This is a genomic window from Bradyrhizobium sp. JR3.5 (assembly GCF_054057015.1).
In genome coordinates this window covers 5131469-5152425 of record NZ_JBSRYV010000002.1, presented here as the reverse complement: position 1 = coordinate 5152425, position 20957 = coordinate 5131469, and the positions used below count along the sequence as shown (strand labels likewise).

General features: G+C 58.9%; 22 protein-coding genes and 5 pseudogenes. 7 read left to right on the top strand and 20 right to left on the bottom strand.

Going from position 1 to position 20957, the window contains the following annotated elements:
* Window positions 1–203 precede the first annotated feature (203 nt).
* The 4 genes from ACVWW1_RS41735 to ACVWW1_RS41720 all read right to left on the bottom strand — a co-directional run bounded on the left by ACVWW1_RS41735 (window position 204) and on the right by ACVWW1_RS41720 (window position 5385).
* A complete protein-coding gene (locus tag ACVWW1_RS41735) occupies window positions 204–1751 on the bottom strand; it encodes a Fic family protein (protein WP_456660800.1) in 1548 nt (515 codons plus the stop codon).
* Between the two features lie 494 nt (window positions 1752–2245).
* Window positions 2246–2587: a hypothetical protein gene (locus ACVWW1_RS41730; RefSeq protein WP_456659906.1), complete on the bottom strand. Its 342-nt coding sequence runs from the start codon at window positions 2585–2587 to the stop codon at window positions 2246–2248.
* A gap of 49 nt (window positions 2588–2636) precedes the next feature.
* Window positions 2637–2933, bottom strand: coding sequence for a hypothetical protein (locus tag ACVWW1_RS41725; protein WP_456659905.1), 297 nt, complete (start codon window positions 2931–2933; stop codon window positions 2637–2639).
* Window positions 2923–5385, bottom strand: coding sequence for a type IA DNA topoisomerase (locus tag ACVWW1_RS41720; RefSeq protein WP_456659904.1), 2463 nt, complete (start codon window positions 5383–5385; stop codon window positions 2923–2925). The genes ACVWW1_RS41725 and ACVWW1_RS41720 overlap by 11 nt, the downstream gene beginning before the upstream one ends.
* Before the next feature lie 122 nt (window positions 5386–5507).
* On the opposite strand from ACVWW1_RS41720, the gene ACVWW1_RS41715 reads away from it, so the two are divergent.
* Window positions 5508–5732 carry a hypothetical protein gene (locus ACVWW1_RS41715; RefSeq protein ID WP_456659903.1) on the top strand — a complete coding sequence of 75 codons (225 nt, stop codon included), beginning with the start codon at window positions 5508–5510 and terminating at the stop codon, window positions 5730–5732.
* Here ACVWW1_RS41715 and ACVWW1_RS41710 read toward each other — a convergent pair.
* Together ACVWW1_RS41710 and ltrA are read right to left on the bottom strand one after the other, a co-directional pair.
* Window positions 5707–6594: an ImmA/IrrE family metallo-endopeptidase gene (locus tag ACVWW1_RS41710; protein ID WP_456659902.1), complete on the bottom strand. Its 888-nt coding sequence runs from the start codon at window positions 6592–6594 to the stop codon at window positions 5707–5709. The two genes, ACVWW1_RS41715 and ACVWW1_RS41710, sit on opposite strands and share 26 nt — an antisense overlap.
* A 93-nt stretch (window positions 6595–6687) precedes the next feature.
* The gene (ltrA, locus tag ACVWW1_RS41705; RefSeq protein WP_456659775.1) at window positions 6688–7989 is read right to left on the bottom strand and encodes a group II intron reverse transcriptase/maturase; all 1302 of its coding nucleotides are present in this window, start codon (window positions 7987–7989) and stop codon (window positions 6688–6690) included.
* Window positions 7990–8718: 729 nt separating this feature from the next.
* Here ltrA and ACVWW1_RS41700 point away from each other — a divergent pair.
* Window positions 8719–9189, top strand: a pseudogene (locus tag ACVWW1_RS41700) (transposase); the annotation flags it as partial.
* A 178-nt stretch (window positions 9190–9367) separates the two neighbouring features.
* On the opposite strand, the gene tnpA reads toward ACVWW1_RS41700, so the two are convergent.
* From tnpA to ACVWW1_RS41655, 9 genes and pseudogenes are all read right to left on the bottom strand, one after another.
* Window positions 9368–9880 carry an IS66-like element accessory protein TnpA gene (tnpA, locus tag ACVWW1_RS41695; RefSeq protein WP_456659901.1) on the bottom strand — a complete coding sequence of 171 codons (513 nt, stop codon included), beginning with the start codon at window positions 9878–9880 and terminating at the stop codon, window positions 9368–9370.
* Window positions 9881–10026: 146 nt separating this feature from the next.
* Window positions 10027–11247 (bottom strand): hypothetical protein, encoded by a 1221-nt coding sequence (locus ACVWW1_RS41690; RefSeq protein WP_456659900.1) that lies wholly within the window; start codon window positions 11245–11247, stop codon window positions 10027–10029.
* Window positions 11129–11734, bottom strand: a complete 606-nt coding sequence (locus tag ACVWW1_RS41685; protein WP_456659899.1) for a hypothetical protein — start codon at window positions 11732–11734, stop codon at window positions 11129–11131. Before ACVWW1_RS41685 ends, ACVWW1_RS41690 begins: the two co-directional genes overlap by 119 nt.
* A complete protein-coding gene (locus ACVWW1_RS41680) occupies window positions 11649–12170 on the bottom strand; it encodes a hypothetical protein (RefSeq protein ID WP_456659898.1) in 522 nt (173 codons plus the stop codon). The genes ACVWW1_RS41685 and ACVWW1_RS41680 overlap by 86 nt, the downstream gene beginning before the upstream one ends.
* 177 nt (window positions 12171–12347) lie before the next feature.
* On the bottom strand, window positions 12348–12614 hold the full coding sequence (locus tag ACVWW1_RS41675; protein WP_456659897.1) for a hypothetical protein: 267 nt from the start codon (window positions 12612–12614) through the stop codon (window positions 12348–12350).
* A gap of 47 nt (window positions 12615–12661) precedes the next feature.
* Window positions 12662–13022, bottom strand: a pseudogene (locus ACVWW1_RS41670) (transposase); the annotation flags it as partial.
* A gap of 210 nt (window positions 13023–13232) precedes the next feature.
* The gene (locus ACVWW1_RS41665; RefSeq protein ID WP_456659896.1) at window positions 13233–13550 is read right to left on the bottom strand and encodes a hypothetical protein; all 318 of its coding nucleotides are present in this window, start codon (window positions 13548–13550) and stop codon (window positions 13233–13235) included.
* Between the two features lie 395 nt (window positions 13551–13945).
* A pseudogene (locus tag ACVWW1_RS41660) lies at window positions 13946–14726 on the bottom strand (IS91 family transposase); the annotation flags it as partial.
* 23 nt (window positions 14727–14749) lie between these two features.
* Window positions 14750–15604, bottom strand: a pseudogene (locus ACVWW1_RS41655) (tyrosine-type recombinase/integrase).
* Window positions 15605–15761: 157 nt separating this feature from the next.
* Between ACVWW1_RS41655 and ACVWW1_RS41650 the strand changes: the two are divergent.
* The 4 genes from ACVWW1_RS41650 to ACVWW1_RS41635 all read left to right on the top strand — a co-directional run bounded on the left by ACVWW1_RS41650 (window position 15762) and on the right by ACVWW1_RS41635 (window position 17264).
* Window positions 15762–16133 (top strand): type II toxin-antitoxin system RelE/ParE family toxin, encoded by a 372-nt coding sequence (locus tag ACVWW1_RS41650; RefSeq protein WP_456659895.1) that lies wholly within the window; start codon window positions 15762–15764, stop codon window positions 16131–16133.
* Window positions 16130–16477 (top strand): helix-turn-helix domain-containing protein, encoded by a 348-nt coding sequence (locus tag ACVWW1_RS41645; protein WP_429032441.1) that lies wholly within the window; start codon window positions 16130–16132, stop codon window positions 16475–16477. Before ACVWW1_RS41650 ends, ACVWW1_RS41645 begins: the two co-directional genes overlap by 4 nt.
* Before the next feature lie 72 nt (window positions 16478–16549).
* On the top strand, window positions 16550–16762 hold the full coding sequence (locus ACVWW1_RS41640; protein WP_456660862.1) for a hypothetical protein: 213 nt from the start codon (window positions 16550–16552) through the stop codon (window positions 16760–16762).
* Window positions 16704–17264 carry an AbiU2 domain-containing protein gene (locus tag ACVWW1_RS41635; RefSeq protein WP_456659894.1) on the top strand — a complete coding sequence of 187 codons (561 nt, stop codon included), beginning with the start codon at window positions 16704–16706 and terminating at the stop codon, window positions 17262–17264. The genes ACVWW1_RS41640 and ACVWW1_RS41635 overlap by 59 nt, the downstream gene beginning before the upstream one ends.
* 326 nt (window positions 17265–17590) lie before the next feature.
* Here the strand turns inward: ACVWW1_RS41635 and ACVWW1_RS41630 are convergent, their stop codons facing one another.
* The 5 genes from ACVWW1_RS41630 to ACVWW1_RS41610 form a co-directional block, all read right to left on the bottom strand.
* Window positions 17591–18010 (bottom strand): hypothetical protein, encoded by a 420-nt coding sequence (locus tag ACVWW1_RS41630; RefSeq protein WP_456659893.1) that lies wholly within the window; start codon window positions 18008–18010, stop codon window positions 17591–17593.
* Window positions 18011–18097: 87 nt separating this feature from the next.
* On the bottom strand, window positions 18098–18385 hold the full coding sequence (locus ACVWW1_RS41625; protein WP_429032450.1) for a Fis family transcriptional regulator: 288 nt from the start codon (window positions 18383–18385) through the stop codon (window positions 18098–18100).
* Window positions 18361–18732 (bottom strand): type II toxin-antitoxin system RelE/ParE family toxin, encoded by a 372-nt coding sequence (locus ACVWW1_RS41620; RefSeq protein ID WP_429032453.1) that lies wholly within the window; start codon window positions 18730–18732, stop codon window positions 18361–18363. Before ACVWW1_RS41620 ends, ACVWW1_RS41625 begins: the two co-directional genes overlap by 25 nt.
* 17 nt (window positions 18733–18749) lie before the next feature.
* A complete protein-coding gene (locus ACVWW1_RS41615) occupies window positions 18750–18992 on the bottom strand; it encodes an MATE family efflux transporter (RefSeq protein WP_429032456.1) in 243 nt (80 codons plus the stop codon).
* A 464-nt stretch (window positions 18993–19456) separates the two neighbouring features.
* Window positions 19457–20269: a HipA domain-containing protein gene (locus ACVWW1_RS41610; protein ID WP_456659892.1), complete on the bottom strand. Its 813-nt coding sequence runs from the start codon at window positions 20267–20269 to the stop codon at window positions 19457–19459.
* 407 nt (window positions 20270–20676) lie between these two features.
* Between ACVWW1_RS41610 and ACVWW1_RS41605 the strand changes: the two are divergent.
* Window positions 20677–20931 (top strand): annotated as a pseudogene (locus tag ACVWW1_RS41605) (transposase domain-containing protein); the annotation flags it as partial.
* Between the last annotated feature and the right edge of the window lie 26 nt (window positions 20932–20957).

Sequence of the window (20957 nt, the reverse complement as noted above, 5' to 3'; positions counted from 1 at the left end):
GAGACGCGCGTACAGTCCTCTGCGGGGAAGCTCTGGCGGATGCGGATAAAGAAGAAAATTAATAACCTCCTAAGATCAAAACTCACCGATGCGGCGCGTCTTAGCTGCGACTACGCCTATAGATGGCGTTATTTTTCATCACGGGCTCGACCGGCATCCTGATCCGACAGCCCCAATTCAATGAAGGTTGCACTCTGACACAGTCAACTCGCCGTTCCAGAGTCTTCCGAGAAAGCTGCTTGATAAAGCTCCTCAATCCTCGTGACTTCATCCGGCGTTAGTTCGGAGAATTCATTGTCGCGGGCACGCTTTGAGATTCGGCCTCCATTCTGTTGCAGGAATCCGAAGAGGTTGTTGAGCATCCGCTCCGGCATTTCGATCATGTTCTCGATGCCCGCGCGGAAGGCATCGAAGCTCCGCAAAAATTGCGTCTCCTTCGGAAGATCTTGTTCGATGGTCCTCTGCACGCATTCGTACAGAAACTCGGCGTGCGGCGTCGCGTCGAAGAAACGATAAAAATCACCGGTATCGTTCAAGACCTTGACGTTGCCCTGTGGGGTGGACTCCCATTCAACACATGGAAGCAATCTAGTCGAATAGCTTTCCAACACGCTCTTGTATTCGCCGATCTTGTCGAGAATTGCGGCAGAAACCGGAAAGTGGATCCCACCGGGATTGAATCCGCCCCGTGCCAGAACATGGTGCATCAGGTATCGGTGAATGCGTCCGTTGCCGTCCTCGAACGGGTGGATGTAAACGAACCCGAAGGCGAGCACGGCGGCAGCCACGACGGGATCAAGCTCATTTTCCGCCGCATGATCGAACGCGATCAGTCCGTGCACGAGGGAGGCGATATCTTCGTGACGCGCGCTGATATGATCAGGGACAGGTCTCTGCGTCTCGCGTTCATGCTCGCCGACGAAACCACCTTCGTTACGGAAACCAAGTTTCACGAAGCGCTCATCGCCGATCACGATACGCTGCAGGCGTAGAAACTCCGCCTCATCGAGCGGTGCCCGTCCCGCTTCACCGATAACCCTGCCCCATCGCTGGATACGGTCCTGTGGCGGTCTTTCTCCTTCAATGACGTAGCTTGACTTTGAATCCTTGAGGAGAAGGAAGGCGGCGGTTCGTGCGAGCAGATCTTTCGGAACTTGGCTCACCACGACGCGGGCGCGCTCCTTGAGATCCTTCGCAATAAATTCGCTCAGCGCTGCAGTCTTGAAAACAAGCGGGCAGAATTCCGGTGTTCCTGGCAGATTGTTGCGAACGCGGTGTCGTGCCGAATTCTGCCCGGAGGTAGCGTATTGAAATTCGGTATCGACGGCATCGACGTAAGAGACCTTATCTGCCGCAGGCAGATCGATTTGGCGCTCCAGTAGCCATTCATGGAGAAACCAGATGCGACGCGTGTACAGACCGGTCGGCTTCTGTCTCACAAGGTCCGCAATCTGATCCTCGTTCACGACGAGGAAAAGCCGCTTCAGGATTGCAAGGTCGAGTCCTTCATTCTTGAGAGCGAAGGTGAGATGTCCCTCAAGTGTCTTGTCCGGCGCATGGCGCGGCGTGTAGATGCGCCATCCCCCTTGCTCAATGATACGGTGCTTTTTTCCTATGGCGGAAAGCATACGCGGGACCGGGACGGATAGATTGTAGGCGTCTATCAGCGCAGCATAGCCAACAGGAGTTGCCACCTCCGGCAGCCTCCGGTCATGAAAAACGCTCACGGGTCCTGAAAACCTTGTCTGCATGGCACCGAATCCGTGAAAAACATTCTCGGTCGTGAATTTCACTCTCAATTTAGCCTTCGAGCCGAAAATACCGCTTATACCGCGAAAAACATTCACGCAATACGATAAACATGAAAAGTCTTCACGCGCGGAGCATAGGAGTATCCCCTCGACCTCGGCCCCAAGGGAACCCCTTGATAGTCAGCAATCCAAGTGACAGGCGGTGCAGGGCCCTCTTTCAACTGTTCAGCACGCAGCACCTGACCACAAGTCGACGTGGAATTCTTAACGAGATGCAATATTCCTTAGCGGAACACGACGTAATTTTTGGAAATCAAAAGCGGCGCTCGCAAATGCTCCCTTTTTGTTCTGTGATAAACGCTGGGGATAATGGACTTCGCAAGTCAGGATACGCCGTGCCTTCCCTTGCTTCAGTTCCTTGAATCTGAATCAACCAAAATACCAGTGTCGTCATCGGCCCCCATTCCCGCAATCCGGCCGCCAAGGCCGGTGGTTCAACCATCCGGGTTCCTGAGTATTCGAGGGAACGAACCAGCGGCCGCAGGTCCCGCAGCAGCCGAAAGACCCGAAACCATGCCAAACCATGGTCCTAAGTCGAAGCCCGTCTTTGTCGACGAGTATGATCGCGTGCGTTTCGGAAAGAGGACCCGCTGCGGGAGAAAACGGACTGCCTCACGGTCCTTGAGGACAGCGTCCACCCATGCGTCCTCGAACGAGTCCGGCAGTTGTCCCAGCGCCGCGAAGATATCGCTGAACCGCTCGGACAAGACCGAGTAGACGTCATCTTCAACGGTGCCGGCATAGCGCATGTTCACAACGTGGATCATGTCGCGCAATTGACCGATACGCTGAATGGGGCCCTTTCGCTGCTCGAGCCGGGAGGGATCACGCGCTTACGAACAGCACCTGAGCGCCCTGGCTCCAAGCCTCTATTCCGACCATCGCGGCCATCGCATCAATCGGCCTTTTGGCGCGCCCGTAGAGACGCTCGCGGCGAATCGGATCGAACCTCTCCGGTCCATCGTCTGCGACCGGCCGTGAGATTAGATGTTCGATCTGATGGTGAAGGGACGTCTCGGAGGAACGTACCTTTTGGGCGATCTGGTTGGCCAATTGCTGCGGTCGCTGCTCATGGAGTTCGACACGCTCGGAGCAGACGTATCGGCTCACTCTATCGTACACGATGCGGTTCCTTGTTGCCATAAGGAATCCGCAGCGGCGTCACGCTTGAGTTTGCTGATACGGGAGCCGTCGAAGCGGCGCTAACTTTTCGTTTTCGAGACCTCTTCGGCGGTACAGCCTGGGGTGCAGCCGACCCCACCGGCCCGTTGGAGGTTTTGCGATTAACCTTGCGGCGTTTTTTACCTCGATTTGCGTCGATCCATGCAGACATCGCGGCCGAGTTGACCCTCGCATTATCGGGTATGATGAGTCCGTTCCGCTGCGCTAGCTTTTTGGCGTACAGCAACTGTGCTGCACTTACCGGTTTGAGGCCGAGCTTACCGGCTGTTTCACAGTCGGACTTTTTAGGCGCATGTTCGCTAAGGAATTTGCGGCAGATCGATATCGACGTCTTGTAGCCGGGTGGTGGTTTGATGCCTTTTTGCCGGACGAGGCTGTCAGCAAAGCGTTTCATGGCAGGCGTCGGTGGATACGTTCCTGTGCCATTGTCCCCTGCACTGCCAAGCAAAAAAGGCACCCCCGCGGTAGCACCCTCTTTCAGCTTTCTGATAATGCGCTCGGCGACCTCGCATACGGCGTCAATCGCGCCGACCATCTCCTGTTTACCTACAACGACGTCGTCGAGCAGGCATTCAAGTTGCGCCGTCACGCCTGGATCGACCAGCGCCGGGTCGGCTTGTTTGAGAACGCCGAACAACGACAGGCCGGTCTCGGTCGGCACAATATTCTTTCCCTGGGCAATCAGAAAACCCTGCTTCTTAAGCCCACCGATGATCTCGGCTCGGGTCGCAGGCGTGCCAATACCCTTGGCTTCCTTCAAGCGATCCCGCAGAACCTCGTCATCAACAAAACGCCAGGCATTCTGCATAGCCTCGATCAGAGTACCTTCGTTATAACGCGGCGGCGGCCGGGTCTCCTTGTTCTCAATTTTTGGATCTTGCAGTTGCGCGGTCTCGCCGTTGCGCAGCGGTGGCAGCAATTGCGCCTCATCGCCCTTTTCGTCGGCGGGTTGCCACTCCGGGAATGCGGCTCGCCAGCCGAGATCAATAGGCTGGCGACCGGCTGCGCGGAATTCGAAGCCGCGCACATCGAGCGTTGCGGTTGTCTGCCGGTAACGGAAGTCGGGCATCAGGGCGGCTAGATATGCCCGCGCGATGACGTCAAAGAGCTTCCTCTCGTCAGATGACAGACGGGGCCAGACCTCCGGCAGTTTGTCGATGGTGTTGACGTTGGGAATGACGGCATGATGGCTCGCACCGTCAAGCCCCTTGTCGTAGAAAGTGCCGCTCGTACCTCTACGAATCATCGGCGGCTCGGGTACAGGAATCGCGCCGAACGATTGGCCCACCCGCAGTGCGGATATGATTCGCGGCACGTCCGATATCAAGTTTTGCGGCAGGTAACGCACTTCGGCACGAGGATAGGTGACAATCTTCTTGCCCTGGCCGTCATAAAGCTCCTGCGCCACTTCGAGCGTTTTGCTGGCTGACCAGCCGAAGCGCGAGCCGCAGACTTTCTGCAACGACGGCAAATCATGCAGCTTGGGTGGCCCTTGCCGCTTATCCTCGACGCGCACGGCAAGCGCGCCCTCGAAACCTTCAGCCGCCTTGACAACGGCCTCCGCCCTTTCGCGCTTAACAATTCGGTCCTGCGGCGCATGCCGCATCTGGAATTGCCCGTCCGCAACCTTCGCGGTGGCGACAATTTCGAAATAGGCAAGCGGCACGAAGTTTCGAATTTCCAACTCGCGCTTGCATACAATGGCTAATGTCGGCGTCTTTACACGACCAACTCCAATCACTCTTCGCGCGCCCTGCCCCAGGATGACGGTTGCTGCGCGAGTGAGTGAGAGATTGTAAATCTGATCAGCCTGTCGGCGCGCCACAGCGGCGGCGTACAGCCGGGCATATTCGATATTAGGTTTTGCGCGACCAAATGCGTCGCGGATGGTCTGCGAATCCTGCGCGGTGAACAGCACCCGCATCACCTGACCGCGATACTTATAATGCTCAAGAATTTCCTGACCGATTAGCTGGCCCTCGCGGTCACAATCGGTTGCAAGCCAAACTCGTTTGGCAGTGCGCAACGCCTCGCGAATAGCCTTGAGCTTAGCGGCCTTGTTGCCACCCTCTGCCGGGCGCGTTCCGTAAAGACCTTCAGGCCGCAGAAGTATTGGCGACCACCGCTTCCAGGCCGGGACGACCTCCTCTGGTTCGAGGAGATCGAACAAATGGCCCTCTGCTGGAAGAACATCACCGTAGCGCGAACCAATTGCGGCGCGGACGTCTTTGGCCTGGCTGGTTTTCTCGGTGATAACGATCTGATCTGCCAGACCGGCGCGTGGATCGGCCAGGACTCCATCCCATGATTGACCCGGCACCATGCGGTTCGCTGCCGGATCCGGCCTCTCGATATCGCGCCGACGAGCAGCCTCCGACGCCAGCTTTTCCATCTGCTTCGCGGAGGGCATTCGCCAGCTTGCGGGTCGCTTATTCGTCATGGTCAGGCCAGATTGACAAAGGAACATATCAAGAACATTATTCGCAGGTCAGGTCAAGCAGTTGGAGTCAGGCCATGGCTGAAGTCACCTGTTTTGTCGCGCTGCCGTTCGTCGCCGCCGACGGGGATTGCCCTGGCGAACCCACGGAATGTTTCAATCCAAACGCCGCTGTAATGCGCGCTGTGGCGTTATCCCGCAAAGATTGTCACGTCGGCGCAGTCGCCATTAACTGCTTGATCGACCGCGAGTTGACCCGACATCGCTTTCTCGCTCTCAAGCGGGCTGTTCACAATTCTTGAAATGCTTTCGCACCTCACCTGTGCCAACAAAATGCGACAACAAACGATAATTTCGAAACTGATGCCTAACTCGACCTGCGACGATAGCGGGATGGATCTGAAGCGCACCCGCCAGATTGATCACCCCTGTTGCAGTGGGATGAAACCGCACGTCACTATTGTCCCAAATGAACCGAGGAACACATGCTTCTTCAGCCCATTGGTCAGCCTCTTCCTCTCTTGCATCGCGGCTCACGCCGGCGTTTTCACGCAACGTGAGATCATCAACGAACCCAACGTCTACCGCATTCTCAAAGTGTCTTCCGACGTGCGCCAGTTCGTGAAGCAAACAGAACCAGAAATTATCAATCCTGTCATATCGCAGAGTCAGCCCAATAACGGGCGTGCCATCGGCTAATTTCAGTGCGGCTCCATCCAAGTGCGTCTTCGGAAGATGCTCCAAGACGATGAGATGAATGCCGTTCTTTTCAAGAAATTCCTTGGCCAGGAGCGGACCGTTCTCGGACCAGCTCAACTTCGCTACTTGGCTCAGGAAATCCGGAGTTACGGTTCCCGGCTTATACTCTTTAGGCAGCTTCGTCTCTGAGGCCAGCGCCAGCAGCTGCAAACACCACGCATTCAAAGCGAACGGATCAGCCTTCGCATTTGCACGAACATGGTCATTCTTTCGGTACATAGCCTCAACAACTAGACTCGTTCTCCCGGCTCGGTGCATCAGCCCCCGCATAATTTCTTCAGCATGCTGAACCGCCCTCGGGCGCTTTGGAAGCCATTTACGTTTCACCATTTCGGTGATCGGAAATTTAGTCCAATCGGTAGGGTCGAGGGCTGGCGCGCCGCACGGCCATGCATTCGTGGCCATGCACGTTTCCAGCCCCCTCCACCTCGCACGCAGCATGCAGATTTCCCGCACTGCGCGCCCCCATTTGCTTCAGTTCAAGGGTTATGGGACCTATCATGTTGGTGCGACTTTCGTCGTGTCGTATTTCACCCCGTAGTCATTGAACAGCTTCAGGGTCTTGTACAACCACGAACTACTCCACCGCGCCCAGCAGAAGCCCTGTCGTTTCCGAGCATGCGCCAAATGGCGCCTGACCTTTCTCTCTATCCACTCTTTGACGTAGCGGAAGCACTCGCTTGAGTGCCCAACCGCGAAGTAGTTCACCCATCCCCGGAGCTTCGGATTGATCAGGTTTATCACCCTGTCGATCGGTTGCGACCGGTGTCGGCGAAACACCTCCTTCAAGTCCCGCAAAAGCGCCGTCCGCTTCTTGAGCTTGGGCGTATAGTGCGGCCGCATCCTTCCGCGCAAGCTGCGGAGATAGCGGAAGTCGAACCCAAGAAAGCCGAAGCTCTCGCCTCGTTCCAGGTCGATCATGCGACTCTTCTCGTCATTGATTTCCACCTGCAGTTTGGCAAACTCCTCCCGCAACCGTTTGGTCACGGCTCTGATCAGCCAGTCATGACGTTTGTAGGCGTCGATCAAGATCACCAAATCGTCAGCGAACCTTGCGTATTCGATACGGGTGTTCTTGCTCTCGCGGGTGACGTCCCGGGCTCGCTCAAGCATCTTGTCCACCTCATTGAGGTAGATGTTACTGAGCAACGGCGAGATCACACCCCCTTGAGGAACGCCTCTCTTGCCCGAGGCTTTCAGCATCGTCTTCAGCAGATGCATGATGTCCGCGTCATCAACCCGCTGCGCCACTTTCTTTAACAGCCGGTCATGCCGGACATTGTCAAAATAGGCTCGCAGATCAAAGTCGAGCACCCGCGTCTTCTTCTGGACGATCGCTTCAGCTACGCGCTTGATCGCGTCATGTGCTGTCCGCTTGGGACGATATCCATACGACCCCGGTTGGAAGTCTGCCTCGAATACAGGCTCGAGGATAAGTTTGAGCGCACCCTGAACCACCCTGTCCCGGATTGCCGGAATCGACAAAACGCGGACTTTGCTGCCCCCGTCTTTCGGTATTTCCTGCTTTCGGGCCGGGAGTGGCCGATAGGTCCGCCCGGTCAGTTCGTCCCGTAGCTGCTCAAGTAGAGCCTCCACGCCTTGCGCTTCAATGGCCTCGAACGTCACTCCGTCTATTCCCGGAGCGCCGTCGTTTTCTTTCGCCATCTCATACGCTTCGCGCAGCGTCTCCATCTTGCAGACGTGGACGTATAGACCCCAGAAACGCCAAGACGGTTCAGCCTTCGCCTTGACGTATAGTCTCCTCCTCAGGTCCTGCAAATCAATGGACGCCTTTGTCATCTCGTCCTTGCCTTCCTTATGTCAGAGACTTGCAAATGGCAGGGCCCCTTCGCTCCGCGAACATTACTCCGCCTCTCAGCTACTACGAACCCGGCCGCAGCCCTCTCGTCTTCGGCCGATTTCCCGGTGTCGCCGGTTATACGACCTACCTTCTTCCGTCGATTTCTCGTCGGGACGAGGGGGGTTTCTCCAGTTGCTTCGCATGTCCTTGTCACCGTGCTGTCGCTTCCACCCCGCCGAGGTGAGTAGCCGTGTCAGTCAGTCTTCGGCTGCCCATGCTGCCTTCGCCCTTGGGATGCAGGCTCGGCCCTCGGTTACACAAGCTTTCGAGGCCACAACGCGTTCTCTTTTGATACGGCCCGGTGACTCGTAATCTCCCTCAAGGAGACTTTGTCGATAGGCTTCAAAGGTTCTGTTTCCATCTCCTCTGCTATCCGAACTACAGGGCTCTGACTTTTGCCCTGGCAGGACTGTCTCCTGCTGAACATGCCAGCCTTACCTGGACACACATCCCGAACTCTTGATTGCCCCCCACGGAGCTTGCTTTGAGCAGAACGTCACTCGGAATGCCTAGGTGCTCATGAAGGGCGCGCGCCATCGTCATGGTAATCTGCCGCTTACCAGAGAGAACTTCAGAGACTTTGGCTCGACTCCCGATAAGTGGCACTAGATCGCGCGCAGATAAGCGCGATTTTCTCCGCACGTTGACGCCCGCGCTTTTGACGGATGTTTCGATCCTGGGGCAAACGACCGCCGGTCGCCGGTACGGCCGCAGACCTCGCCCGGACGCGGCGCTCATCCGACTGGAAGCGCCTGTCGGCGGGAGCCGGAACCAAAGGACCGCGGCTGCACGATTGGTGTTATCTCGAATTGGCCGATCTCGAGGCCGAGCAGTTCAACAGTGCAAATGACGGTTTGTGGACACGCGGTCTACTGATCCGTCGTCGCATCGCCGATGATGACCTCGCCTTCTTCACCACCTGGTGCCCAGCGGGAACAGCCATTGAAACGCTGGTCGCGGTCGAAGGCCATCGATGGGCGATCGAGGACAGCTTTGAAACCGCGAAAAACGAGTTCGGGCTCGATCACAACGAGAGCAGATCCTGGCATGGCTGGCACCGTCATGTGTCCTTGGCGATGCTCGCCTTCGCCATGATGGCCGCGATCCGACATCGCGCTAATCCGCCACCGCCCAAAAAACGAAACGGCGCCCCCCGCAAAAGCCAAAGCATAACCACCCCACCACTGATCCGCTGGTCAATCCAGGAAATCCGCCGCATCGCTATCAGACTTGCTCGAAAGCGGATTCAACCCGCACACATCATCGCATGGTCTTTCTGGCGTAGAGCTCACCAGGCTGCCGCTCAACGCGCCCACTTCAAATCAAAAAAACAACTGTAATGTTAGGAGTGCCGGCGCTGCTGCAAGCGCTTGAGCCCGCCACAGCCTGACGAGGATTTTTGTGCCCCGCAGCTACCGCTGCGTCCGCCAATCGTAAAACCCGCGACTTCTCACACAGCCTGAGAAGCTCAAGCACACGCTGCAGCGCCTCAGTGTCAACCTCCCGGTCAACTCGCACGCGACAGCCGCCTCCAAGCTCGATCTCGATCATTGCGCCCCTTGGACGCTGTGCAGGAGGCGAAGACGGCTGCGGCCCGAACGCGGGTGCCGGAGCCGGCGTGGATGCGATCTCGACAGGAACAAGCGCCGGCACGCCCTCGCTGCCTAGGCGGCCCTGGCGCGCTTGCAGACGCCAAGTAAACAGCAGGCTCTGCGCCATTCCATTTCGGCGCGCGACGCCGCACACAGGCTCGCCAGCCCGCAACGTCTCTTCAATCAGACGAACCTGCAGATCCAGTTGTTCCGCGGTCTTGGTCGCCACGAACTTCATCGTCGGGCGCCAAATCCTCAGACGAACCGCCAAACCGCACAAGGCGGCCTCCGCCGGAGCGATACTCCGCGCCGGAAAGGCCCGGCTATAGAACGCCTCGCGTGAGCTGCGCCGCTCACTCTTCGTTTGCAGCCCACGCACGTTGTTCAGCGACGTTCAGGATAAATGCGCACGCGCTGGCGGCCCTCGCTTTCCACCAACTCGCCCCTGTAAGGCACTTTCCGGATCTCGAAATAGGTTGGGCGCCCGGGCTCCGGCATGATGCGCTGGCCTTCCAGGACGCGGACGAGGTAAGGCGGAAGGAACCGCTCTCTATGCTCCCATCCCCCGCGGATCAGATGCCCAAGATCCAACGCATCTTCATCGGGTTGCGCGGCCCTGACGATCTGCGGGGGACGATGGAGCGCCCGGGATGGGCCAGCTTCGTTCATCCCGCCGGCGCGCGGGTGATGGATCAGACGAACATCCCTGCGCCCTCCTGGTCCAAACGTGGCCGAATAGCGCTCACCGTTGATCGTAAACTGACTTGGCCCGAACTGGTCTGGCAACAGATTGATGTTGCCCAATACATCAATCAACACGTCTGAGGCCGCCTGAGAGCCGTGGCGCCAGTCCGCGCCAACGATCGCTCCAATATCCCGCAGCTCCTGAGCGGCCCCCGGCGGTTCCGCGAACGACGACGCTCCGGCAAATTCAGGTGCTGGCGCAGAGCGCGCGTCGTCGCGCAAGTCGTACGGTGTGGGCGGATCCAAATCAACCAGGGGATCGAGACCGCCGTAGATGTTTGACGACCGAGGCCCCACGGACGACGGCGATGCCAGTTCTTGCATCTGTTGCTCAAACCAATCCCAAGCTCCCTGGCTCGGGGTGGCTGGAGTCGCAGGAAGCTCGAGCGGCAGATTGGGCTGCATGGCCCAGTGCGGCGCTGGCACGGGTGAGGCGGGTCCGTGGATCTGCTCGCCGAGCCAATTCCAGGCTCCGGCGCTCGGCGTGGCTGGGGTTGCGGGAAGCTCCTGCGGCGAGTGCGCCTGTCGAGCAGCTTCCCCGAAAGGCTGCCCCGCGTCCTCAGGAGGCTGTAATCCGAGCGCCCTGTTCGCCTCAAGGATTTGCTGGTAGCGCCCAAGCCTGAGTAAATCAGGGTTGATTTGGCTGTCCCCGGTTTGGTGCCTGTACTTCTCGACATCCTGGGCGAACTCAGGGGTGAAAAGTCGGCCGGCCATCGGCTGCTTGTCGTGCGTCTGCAGCCACTCACTCAGCCTGGACAGGCGGCGAACGCGCCTGTCGACCGTCGCTGGCTCGACCCTGTGTATCGTCTTCGTCTTTTCCGCCGCGGCCCAGCTGCCGATCAGGGTTGCGGTCCGCGCCATGGGGGACCAGGCGGCGGACATTGGCTGCCAACGTGTTTCCGGCACGGACGCCCCGCAGCTTCTTCAAAGCCGCCTTGATGCGCGTGCCGCGGTCCTTTGCATAGACGTCCACGTCCTCATCGAGCTCAGCTTCCAGCCGGTGGTTTTCCGCCTCCGGATTTTCCAATTGCGCGTTTTGCAGCTCGCGGTCGATTCGATCGGCAATTGATGGCCTGCCGGCTTCGCTCAGGCGCGCGCTCAAATCGCGCAGATCGGCCGCCGCATTTTTGATGGTGCCGTCGCTCAGTTTGCCCGTTGCCTTGTTTCTGAAGTCTTCAATGAGCGCCACATCCGCCGCAGAAACCCCGCGCGTCCGGCCCGGCTGCCTGGCGTAATCCACCCTGAATTTCGTTGAAATGACGTCAGGCTGCTCCGCATCGCGCGAGAACTTTTCGCTGCTGCTTCCGCCAAAGGCTTTGCCGATCCCTGACTTGAAGCGTGACCACAATCGCGCTGCTTTTGCCGCTCTTGCCCACAGCCGCCGGCTCTGGGTCCGGAAAGCTGTAGCGCGCGCTGCTGAACAGATCATCCCGCAGACTGGACTGCGGCACTTGCGCCGAAGCTGGAAGCTGAAGGCGGGGAATGTCTACGTTCCGCCGCGTGCCGCCGACCGCACTCTCCCTTAAAGCGGAGTGTGGCGGCATCCGCATCGAACCGCCGAAATCGTCCCGCCGGACCGCTCGACCGCCTCCTGCGGGAGCCGGATCCCGCGAAGTTGATTTTGCAGAGCTCGCGTCAGTAGAATCGAGCTGCAGATCCTCCATCCGCCGCTCAAAATCGCCTTGCTGGCCTGCGTTGCCCGCTCGATGCTCAGGCCGCGCCTGTTGGGCAGCGTACTCCTGCATCCAGGCTTCTGAACGGAACAATGGGTTAATCGAATCCATCCTGCTCTCCTTGTGATGGTACAGGCCCTGCCGCAATCCACACGGCTTACATCGGCAAAGTGGCAGCCGTTCAGCGACAATCAGATTTGCGATCTTTGCAGCCGCAAGCTTTCGAAAAGCTGACGGGATTATGAATTCGCCGCGAGCATGCGATCGTTTCCTCTCCTTTTTGATATTCTAAGGCGCGAGACACCGTCGACGCGTGGCAACCCACAAGCGCCGCGATCTCCCGCAGGCCTCGTCTCTCGTTCTGCAGATCCCGCGCATGTCGGCCAGTTCGACGATGCCGGACGGCGTCTTCACCTGCTGCGCGGAAGATCTTGGGCTCATCGTGATGAGCGTTTGGATCTTACCGCCCTTGACGCGGACGTGGATCTTGGTGGTGCCTTCCGCCGGCATTTTGATGAGGGTGACATCCTCAATGATGTGAGCGAGCAGCGCCATGCGCACCAGACTCAGCGTCGAAGCATTGGAGGATCTGGTTGCGGTACCCGAACGACGGTGGCGTCAAGGATCAGGCGCACGATCGGCTCCTCGGCCAGCGAGCGGCTGTTCCAGGCGTCCCAAGTCGCTTTTGACCTTGCGCCAGGTCCGGCTCACCGTGTCTTTACCGACCGTCCCGCCGAACAGCGCCGCCAGCGCGCGACGTACCCGTCGCGTATTGGTGCCGGCGAGATAGCTGCTCGCGATCAGCGCATCGGCGGCAAGCGTGCGCCGCTGATAGGCCCGCAGTGCTTAGCTCTTCCATTCCGTCGTCTTGCCCTCGGACGCGGTCAGCCGGGCACGCGGCACCGCGATCTCGATCGGCCCGAACGTGCCGGTCCGCGACCGCGTCCGGCTGCCGTGGCGATAGCGTGAAGCGGTGCTTGGTATGAAGGGGCACGCGCATCGTGTGTCGGACCAGCGTGCCGAGATGGGCGATCAGCGCATAGAAGCTCATGACGTGATGGCCATCGGCCGATCGCTTTGTTGCCTTCTTGGCCTTCGCCGCCTCAGATGGTTCGGTCTTGGCGACGGGAGACGTCCGTTCCCCCGGGCGGCCTCAAGGTCGGTGTCGTGGAACTACAGCGGTGCCAAGGCTTCTCGCAGATGCCATTCGACGTGATGGGCCAGCATGCACAGGAAGACATGGGCCCGCACGTGCTGTGCCGTCCAGTGGCGGATCGGCCGTATTTCGAGATCAATGGTTTTCATGGACCGGAAGCTGCCAATCACCGTGCCGCCCTTGAGCAGAGCCTTCAGTCCGCCGATCAAATCCACCGGCAGGTTGCTCAGATTGGCCAAGGTCCGCTTCTGCGCGCGGCCATGCTCGTCGCGATACGCCTCCCGCAACAGCACCGCAGGCGGCGAGCCTCGATTGGGAATCGTCTCGATGAACATTCCCGGATCGAATCACACCTCGACTGATTTGGGAATCTGGAGGGTTCTGTGAGGTCGCGCTCACGCGCTGGCGCGGCATGCGCAGTTGCGCGACCTCATTGAAGCCGGATTGAACGAAGGCGCGGGCGGGTATGCGCGGTTTTGCAGCTATGGGGATTGTTGGAGATCGCAAGGCCGGGTCTGCCGGGCGCGGCACGTGAGGCAGAGCTGCGACATGTGTGCATCGGGGAAGAGTTGAGATCAGGCGCGCTTTGCCGGAGATCGCGATAGGCGTTTTGCTGCATCGGACGGTTGTTGTCGCGCCGTGTGGCAGCACGGATTCGACAGCGTCCACGATGATCGAGACGCTGGGAGCGGAATAACGAATGATGATCGTTGTGCACGGCATGCTTGGCTCACGATGTGTCGCACCGGAACGCGGATGTTTGAGGACTGGAGCGGTTGAAGCTGTGTCGAAAGCGCTCGACGATGCGCATAACGCCACCACACTCAGGACAGGCGGGAACCTTGGGCCACGTCAGAGCGTCCGAATCCACAGGCGACGGCTGGTCATCGTTTGGCGCTGGCCGCTCACGATCGAGAAGTTTTCGGCAAAGGGCGAGTTTGGCAGCGCGATGGCCGTTGGCCATGAAGCCGAAGTGGCGGATGCGATGGAAGCCATCGGGCAGCGTGTGAAGAAGGAAGCGGCGGATGAACTCGTCGGCCTTGAGCTTCATGATCTTTGTCGCGCCGTTCTGCGGTATAGTCCTTCCAGGTAAAGGCGACGTGATCCTCGTCGAGGGCGACGAGCCGGCTGTTGGCGATAGCAATGCGATGGGTATAGCGGCCGAGATAGGCCAGCACCTGCGCGGGGCCACCGAACGGCCGTTTGGCGTAGACGACCCAGCTGATGCGTCGCATGGCGACGAGGTGAGCTGCGAAGGCAGCAGGCTCGGCCAGGGATGCGAGGTCGCCGAAGAAGTTCAGGGTGCCGGCGTCGAAGGTGGCGGTCAGACGTTCGAAGAACAGGCGTCTGAACAGCCGGGCGAGCGGTTTGACGGCCAGGAAGAAGTTTGGTCGGCTGGCGATCCAGCGCGCGCTATCGGGCTAGAGGCCGCCGCCCGGCACGACGCAGTGGACGTGGGGATGGTGCGTCAGTGCCTGCCCCCAGGTGTGGAGGACGGCGACGACGCCGATCATCACCCGCATCCCGCCGCGGATCATCCAGCTGGCGTCACCTCCAGCGACAGGCGATCGAGCGGGCTCTGCGTCGCCCGGAACGTATCGGTGGCGACCTGCGTGTAGCGCGCTGTCGACGACAAATTGTTGTGCCCGAGCAAGACCTGGATGATCCGGATATCGGTTCCGTTCTCGAGAAGATGCGTCGCGAAGCTGTGGCGCAGCGTGTTGAGCGTGACGCGCTTGGTCAGGCCCGCAGCCTTCACCGCCGACCGGCAGGCGGCGTGCAATACCGTCTGATCGATCGGATGATCTTCGTCGCGTCCCGGGAACAGATAAAGCCGCGGCCGGGCGAGCCGCCAGTAGGTGCGCAGGATACCCAGCAGCTGGGGCGACAGCATCACGTTGCGATCCTTCGCGCCCTTGCCGTGGCGCACCTGGATGACGCCGCGGGCGCTGTCGATGTCTTCGATCCGCAGTCCCGCGACTTCGGGCCCTGAGTCCGGCCGCATAGGCCGTGGTGAGCGCGGCGCGGCTCTTCAGGCTGGACACGGCCTCGAGGAACTGAACCACTTCGTCGGCGCTGAGCACGACCGGCAGCTTGCGCGGTTCTCGCGCATAGGGAATGCGCTCCGGGATCAGCGCCTCGCCGAGCGTGACGCCGTAGAAAAACCGGAGCGCACGATCTGGTTCAGCGCCGGCCATGAGATACCGGTCGAGACCAGATGCACCTGGAAGGCGCGGACGTCTTCCAGCTCCAACCGGTCAGGTGATCGACCAAAATAGCGGCTGAACTTCGAAACCGCGCTGATGTAGGATCGCTGCGTCGCCGGCGACAGATTGCGGACGGTCATGTCTTCGATCATGCGGCGGCGAAGAGGGCTCAAATCGGCCATCTCGATACTCCTGTCTGAGAGGGAGCGGCTCCGGGCAACGCTCAGAGCCCGGCCGGTAGGCACGCCATTACAGGAGCAATAGCACGCCAGTGGCAGCAACGATTTTTTGCGACGTGTCAGTATTGACTTTCGACTATAGGTATATTACTATAGTCCAGTGAAAGATCTGTTGCGCTCGCTGAAGCCCGCGATTTTCGTGGGCTCTAGTCGGAAAGACCTGCAGGCGTTCCCTGCGGCCATTCGCGGCGAGATCGGGCAGGCCCTTTTTGAAGCGCAACTCGGGGATCATCCACATAGCGCGAAGCCCCTGAAGGGTTTTAGCGGGGTCCTCGAAATCCGCGACGACTTTGACGGCGATACATATAGGGCCGTCTACACCGTGCGATTTGAGGGCGTCCTGTACGTCCTACACGCCTTTCAAAAGAAATCGACGAGCGGGATTGCCACCCCGCAGCGACACGTTGAAATGGTCAGGAAGCGCTTAAAGGATGCTGAGACCATTCACAAAGCAACAAAGGGAGACCGATGATGACTACCAGGAAGAAACTGCCAGCCCACGAAAAAGGCTCTGGCAACATTTTCGCGGACCTCGGTCTGCCTAATGCCGAGGAACACCAGCTCAAAGCTGCCCTTCTAGTGCAACTCAAACGGCTAATAGCCGAGCGGGAGTTGACCCAAACGGCAGCCGCCAAGCTGATCGAAATGAAGCAGCCCGACCTATCGAAGCTGCTCAGGGGCGATTTCCGGCTGGTTTCAGTAGAGAAGCTGATGCGGATGTTGACGGCATTCGCTCAAGATGTGGAAATCACGGTGAAGCCTCATCGGAAACGTGGCGAGGCCGGACGGATCACATTCATTCCAGCCGCGACTTGATACATAGGGGGCGAGCGTGCCCCCTATTCATGGAATGTACCGTCTGCGACATTTTGCGTTGGGAGCTGTGTCGTGACGGATCTATCCGCGGAGGAAGTCAAAGAGCGCAACATTGAAAAAATGGGCGAGCGGCTGCGAACGCAATTCACGGCGCTCTGGCAGGAGCTTGCCATTCTTGGGCCGAATACACCGAATTGTTCGGCAAAAACCCTCGCGTATCGAGCTGTTGAACAATGCAGCCCCATCTTTCTTTCATATGATCCAGGAGGAGCTTTGGGAAAGTAGGTTGCTGCATATTGCGCGGATTACCAACGCATCAGCCACTGGCGGTAAAACCAATCTAACGATCCGCAACCTCCCCGATCTCGTTCCTGACGCTGCGGCCAAAGCCAAAGTTTCTGCCCTGGCCGATGTCGCGATCAAGACGATGGAGTTTTGCCAGGTTTGGCGCAACCGTCGCATCGGCCACAAGGATTTGAAGCTGGCAATTGGCGAACCGGCAAAGCCGCTCGCTGACGCAAGCCGCAAGCGGGTCAAGGATGCGCTCAAGGCGATTGCGGACGTGATGGACGCGGTGGAAGGGCAGTATTTCGATTCGCAAACCGGCTACGACCTAGCCACCAGGTACAACGGCGCGGTAGCGCTGCTCTACGTACTCAACGATGGTGTTAAGACCCGCTGCTACGAACGGCACAACATGCTGCCAAAGGAGAAATCGGAGGCCGAATTGTTTGCAAAGCTGAAAGATGGATTAGCTCTCTCGCAAAGAATGTCATCGACCACGTAAAGGCCCTCGGGGAACGAAATCCGAATGGCGAATTCCAGATTGATGCATCGCACCAGCGCCTTCTATCGCAACTTGACTTGATTAATCTGCATAATGGGCAGATCGACGCAAAGCCCGGCGCGCCGCCGTTCGCCAGGGTAAACGCCTTGATGGAGTTGACCACGATATCGTAGGCGAAATCGGCCGCCGGCTTTGCTGGCTCGGGAGAAGCCGCGACGCCCCGGATTTCGAGCACCGCTGCATTAGGGGGGTGGCTAAACCCGTTCACGGGCAAGAACCCGGGCCTGATTTCAAACTGGCGCGCGAGCATTTGCGCATTTGGCGAATTAAGAACGCTGTTCAACGGGATGATCGTGACAACCATTTCCCAACGTGATCGGCTGCGTGATTTCGAGGCCATGCACCGCAGCGACAAAACGTAAATCGGTTGACGCCGTGCCGTATACCTTATGCAGCCAGCTAACAGCCGTGGCACCATCTCGCTGCGCCGCGACTTGGAGCAGGCTACGTGGCAGAAATTGTGGATGGAGCATAAGTTGCTTCTCGCCGTAAAATCGCGTTTGCGGCTGCCCGAATTTTGGATGCTGGGTGACAAGCGCGGCTAACGAGGCGGCGATCTCCTCCAGACCCGGCTTGGGCGCAGGAAGCAGGATGCTGAGTCGCTCCTGCCTGGCATAATGCTCGAAGCACCGCCGCGCTGGCTCGCGTTGGCGTTGCAATTCTTCGGCAATCGCTTCGTCATTCATGCGAATTCGTGGGTTGCAATAAAGTTGCGTAAAAAACCGGGCCGCGCATCGTTATCTTTGTAATGCGGCCCGCGGTGATTAGCGCTGTCACACCAGTTGTAACCGCAATTCGCGGCCGACGATTTTTGCGGCGCGCTGGAGGCTCTCGATAGTGGCGCTGCCGTTGTCGGGATCGAGTAAGCGGTCGATTTGTGCGCGGCTGGTTTTCATCAATTCCGCCATCTTCGGCTTGGTGATGCCCTTCTTCTTCATCTCGCTGGCAAGTTGGCGCGCAATCACTGCCTTGATCGCGGCCGCCGTGACGTCCTCGCGGATTCCGGTTTCATCGAGCCAGCTTTCGAAGCTGGAACCTATGTGGGGGTTTTTCTTTGCCATGACTGCAACTCCTTAAATCTCTGTCTCGCCAGCGCGAGATCGTCCGTCGGGGTCTTCTGCGTTTTCTTTAAGATGGCGTGCAAGGCGACCAGCATCCCATCGTGAAACCCGAAAAATACACGAGCTTGGCGATTGCTCGGAAGCGTTGCCCGAACCTCCCACAAGCCACCGCTCAAAGGACGGCAAAGCGGCAGCCCCACCGGCCAGCCGTACTGCACTTTGGCAATGTCGCGGCCGATGATCCGCTTATCCTCGCGGGATAACTCGTTCAACCATTCCCGCACCGGTTCGCGGCCTGTCGCCGAGCGCCAAAATACGAGAGGGATAGGGTTGAGGCTCTTGGTCATTCACCAGGGGCAATGTATCAAAAAAGATACAAAAATGCAAGCGCACGTTCGAGGAGAGCTGTTTTTGGGGTTTTTCTCCGGGCATTGCTGGCCGATTTGCCGACAAACAACGCGGCGATCTCAAAACGCGCGGCGATCACCGCAAGTGTAAGAATTGCAGCGATCAGGACCCCGAGCAACATGGCGGCCAAACCTGCCCGCTTTACGCCTGAGGCGTCGTTGCGGCCTACTGCGTGCCCAACCCGAACGCTCGCCGCCATACGATGCAAAAAGGGATCATGAACAGGATCGTGACCACCTGCAACGCGATCTGGTGGGCGGCAACCGCCGTGGTCTGATCACGCCTATCGGAGCGCCATAGCAGAGAAAAGTCCGGCTTCCATGAAAATGGCGATCGAGATCGGCATTCCGAGCACGATGACCTGCCGCATCAGCGGCCCATCGAAGCGCCAGAGATATGCGAGCACACGCGGTAGTCACGGAAAGGGCGACGCGCGAACCACAAACCCAGCCAAGAAGGGCGTGGTGTAACTCGCGGTGGGCACCGCCTTCGTCGGCAAAGAGCCGGGCAGGTCAGGCGGCGATAGCCGGAAGGCTGACGGTTGGATCATCGCTCAACGGCGCGATGGTTTCCAGCGTCATGTAGCGGACACGCTGGACAGCCCATTCATCGTTCGCCCAACGAGGCCGCGATCTTCGCGTTTCTTGGAGAGTTCCGGATCGCTTAGCGCGGGCGAGTGGTCGGCAGCTCATTGGCGTCGTCAGTCGCGATTGTCGGATCTTCCAAATCGTAGCCGAACCCTTCGTAAACGAACGCGCTGCGGATCAGTTCACAATCGCGCTCGCTGACACCGACTTGCTGACATATGCGGTACCACGACTCCCCAATCGTCAATTTCATGCCATCGACGATCGTTGTGGCCTCCTCCTTGGACAGCAGAAAGCGTTCGCACCGCGACAACAGATTGACCCGGTTCGCATATCGCCCCCAATTGCCAAATGGCATCGCCAGGTCACGGCGCTCCTGTGAGATCATCGGGTTCGGAGTTAGGTCGTATGCCGGCGACAGCGACCAGGCCTGGTCCTTTGCCAAGATTGCATGGTTACGTGGATGATCATCGGTGTTGGAGATGAGTGCGTTAAAGCACAATCGACGGAAAAGCTCTGGCAGATCCCTCGCCTGGCTTCCGGAGGCGGCTCGCCGTACTTCATCGGCAAGCAGAAGATAGGACCATTTTTGGCGCTTATCGACGGTATCGGGAGAGTCGTCCGCGTCGAGCAGCGTCAGGCCGCTGACCATCCTGCTGCGGAAATAGCCTTTCTCAGCCTTGTGGCGATCGAACCGCTTGATCAGTACGACGTCCTTGTCGCCGATCGTCGTCATTCGGCTTTCGGCACATGAGATCCCGCACTCGTGGGCCAAGGTCAACATGGCGTGCTCGACCCGATTGTTGTTCCATCTATCGTCGCGATGAGGGAGTTTCGCCAACCAAAGCGAGTCTCCGTCTTCGATAGTGGCCTTGGGCCGCGCGCTCATCTGCCGCCGCCGACGCTGGCCCTCACGGGTTCGTCGTTGTCAGGATTCGTCATCCTTCCTCGACGGCAGACTTCCCTTGTTGCCCACTGTCCATGTCCCGCGCGTGCTGCCACCACTACCCCGGTGGGATTCCTGGGTGCTTTTCTCGCTCGCTTCCCCCCGGACGTCGGCCTTCCCCGTTGTTACGGCGGGTCGACTCCCACGATGACGCTTTCGGAGCCTGCTCGGTGTTCAATCGCAAGTTGCGGCCCGCGCGGACCGATGACCCCCAAAAGGGGCCTTTTCTGAGAGTGCTTTAGGCCATTCGTCGCCTCCTGACCCGCCCCGAGTACTTCCGACTGCAGCGAGAGTTTGCCGGTGCCTGGATTTCCACCAGGGAGGACAGTGCACCTTATCAAGGCACACACAGCAATACGGTCGAGCGTTCCATGCGCCCGATTGCCATAGGAAGACGCAACTCATTGTTCAGCGGGCAGCGAAGGCGGCGCCGAGAGCTGGGCGATCCTGAGCTCGATTCTCAACACCGTAAAACTCCACGAACTCGATCCGCAGGCCTATCTCACCGACGTGCTGGAGCGCATCGTCTCCGGGCGAACCAGGAGTCATCAGCGGCACAAACTGCTGCCTGGAACTGGAAGGTGGAGCACCGGCGAGCCGCATGAGCCCGCGTCGCCGCAAAGCTTCGTCG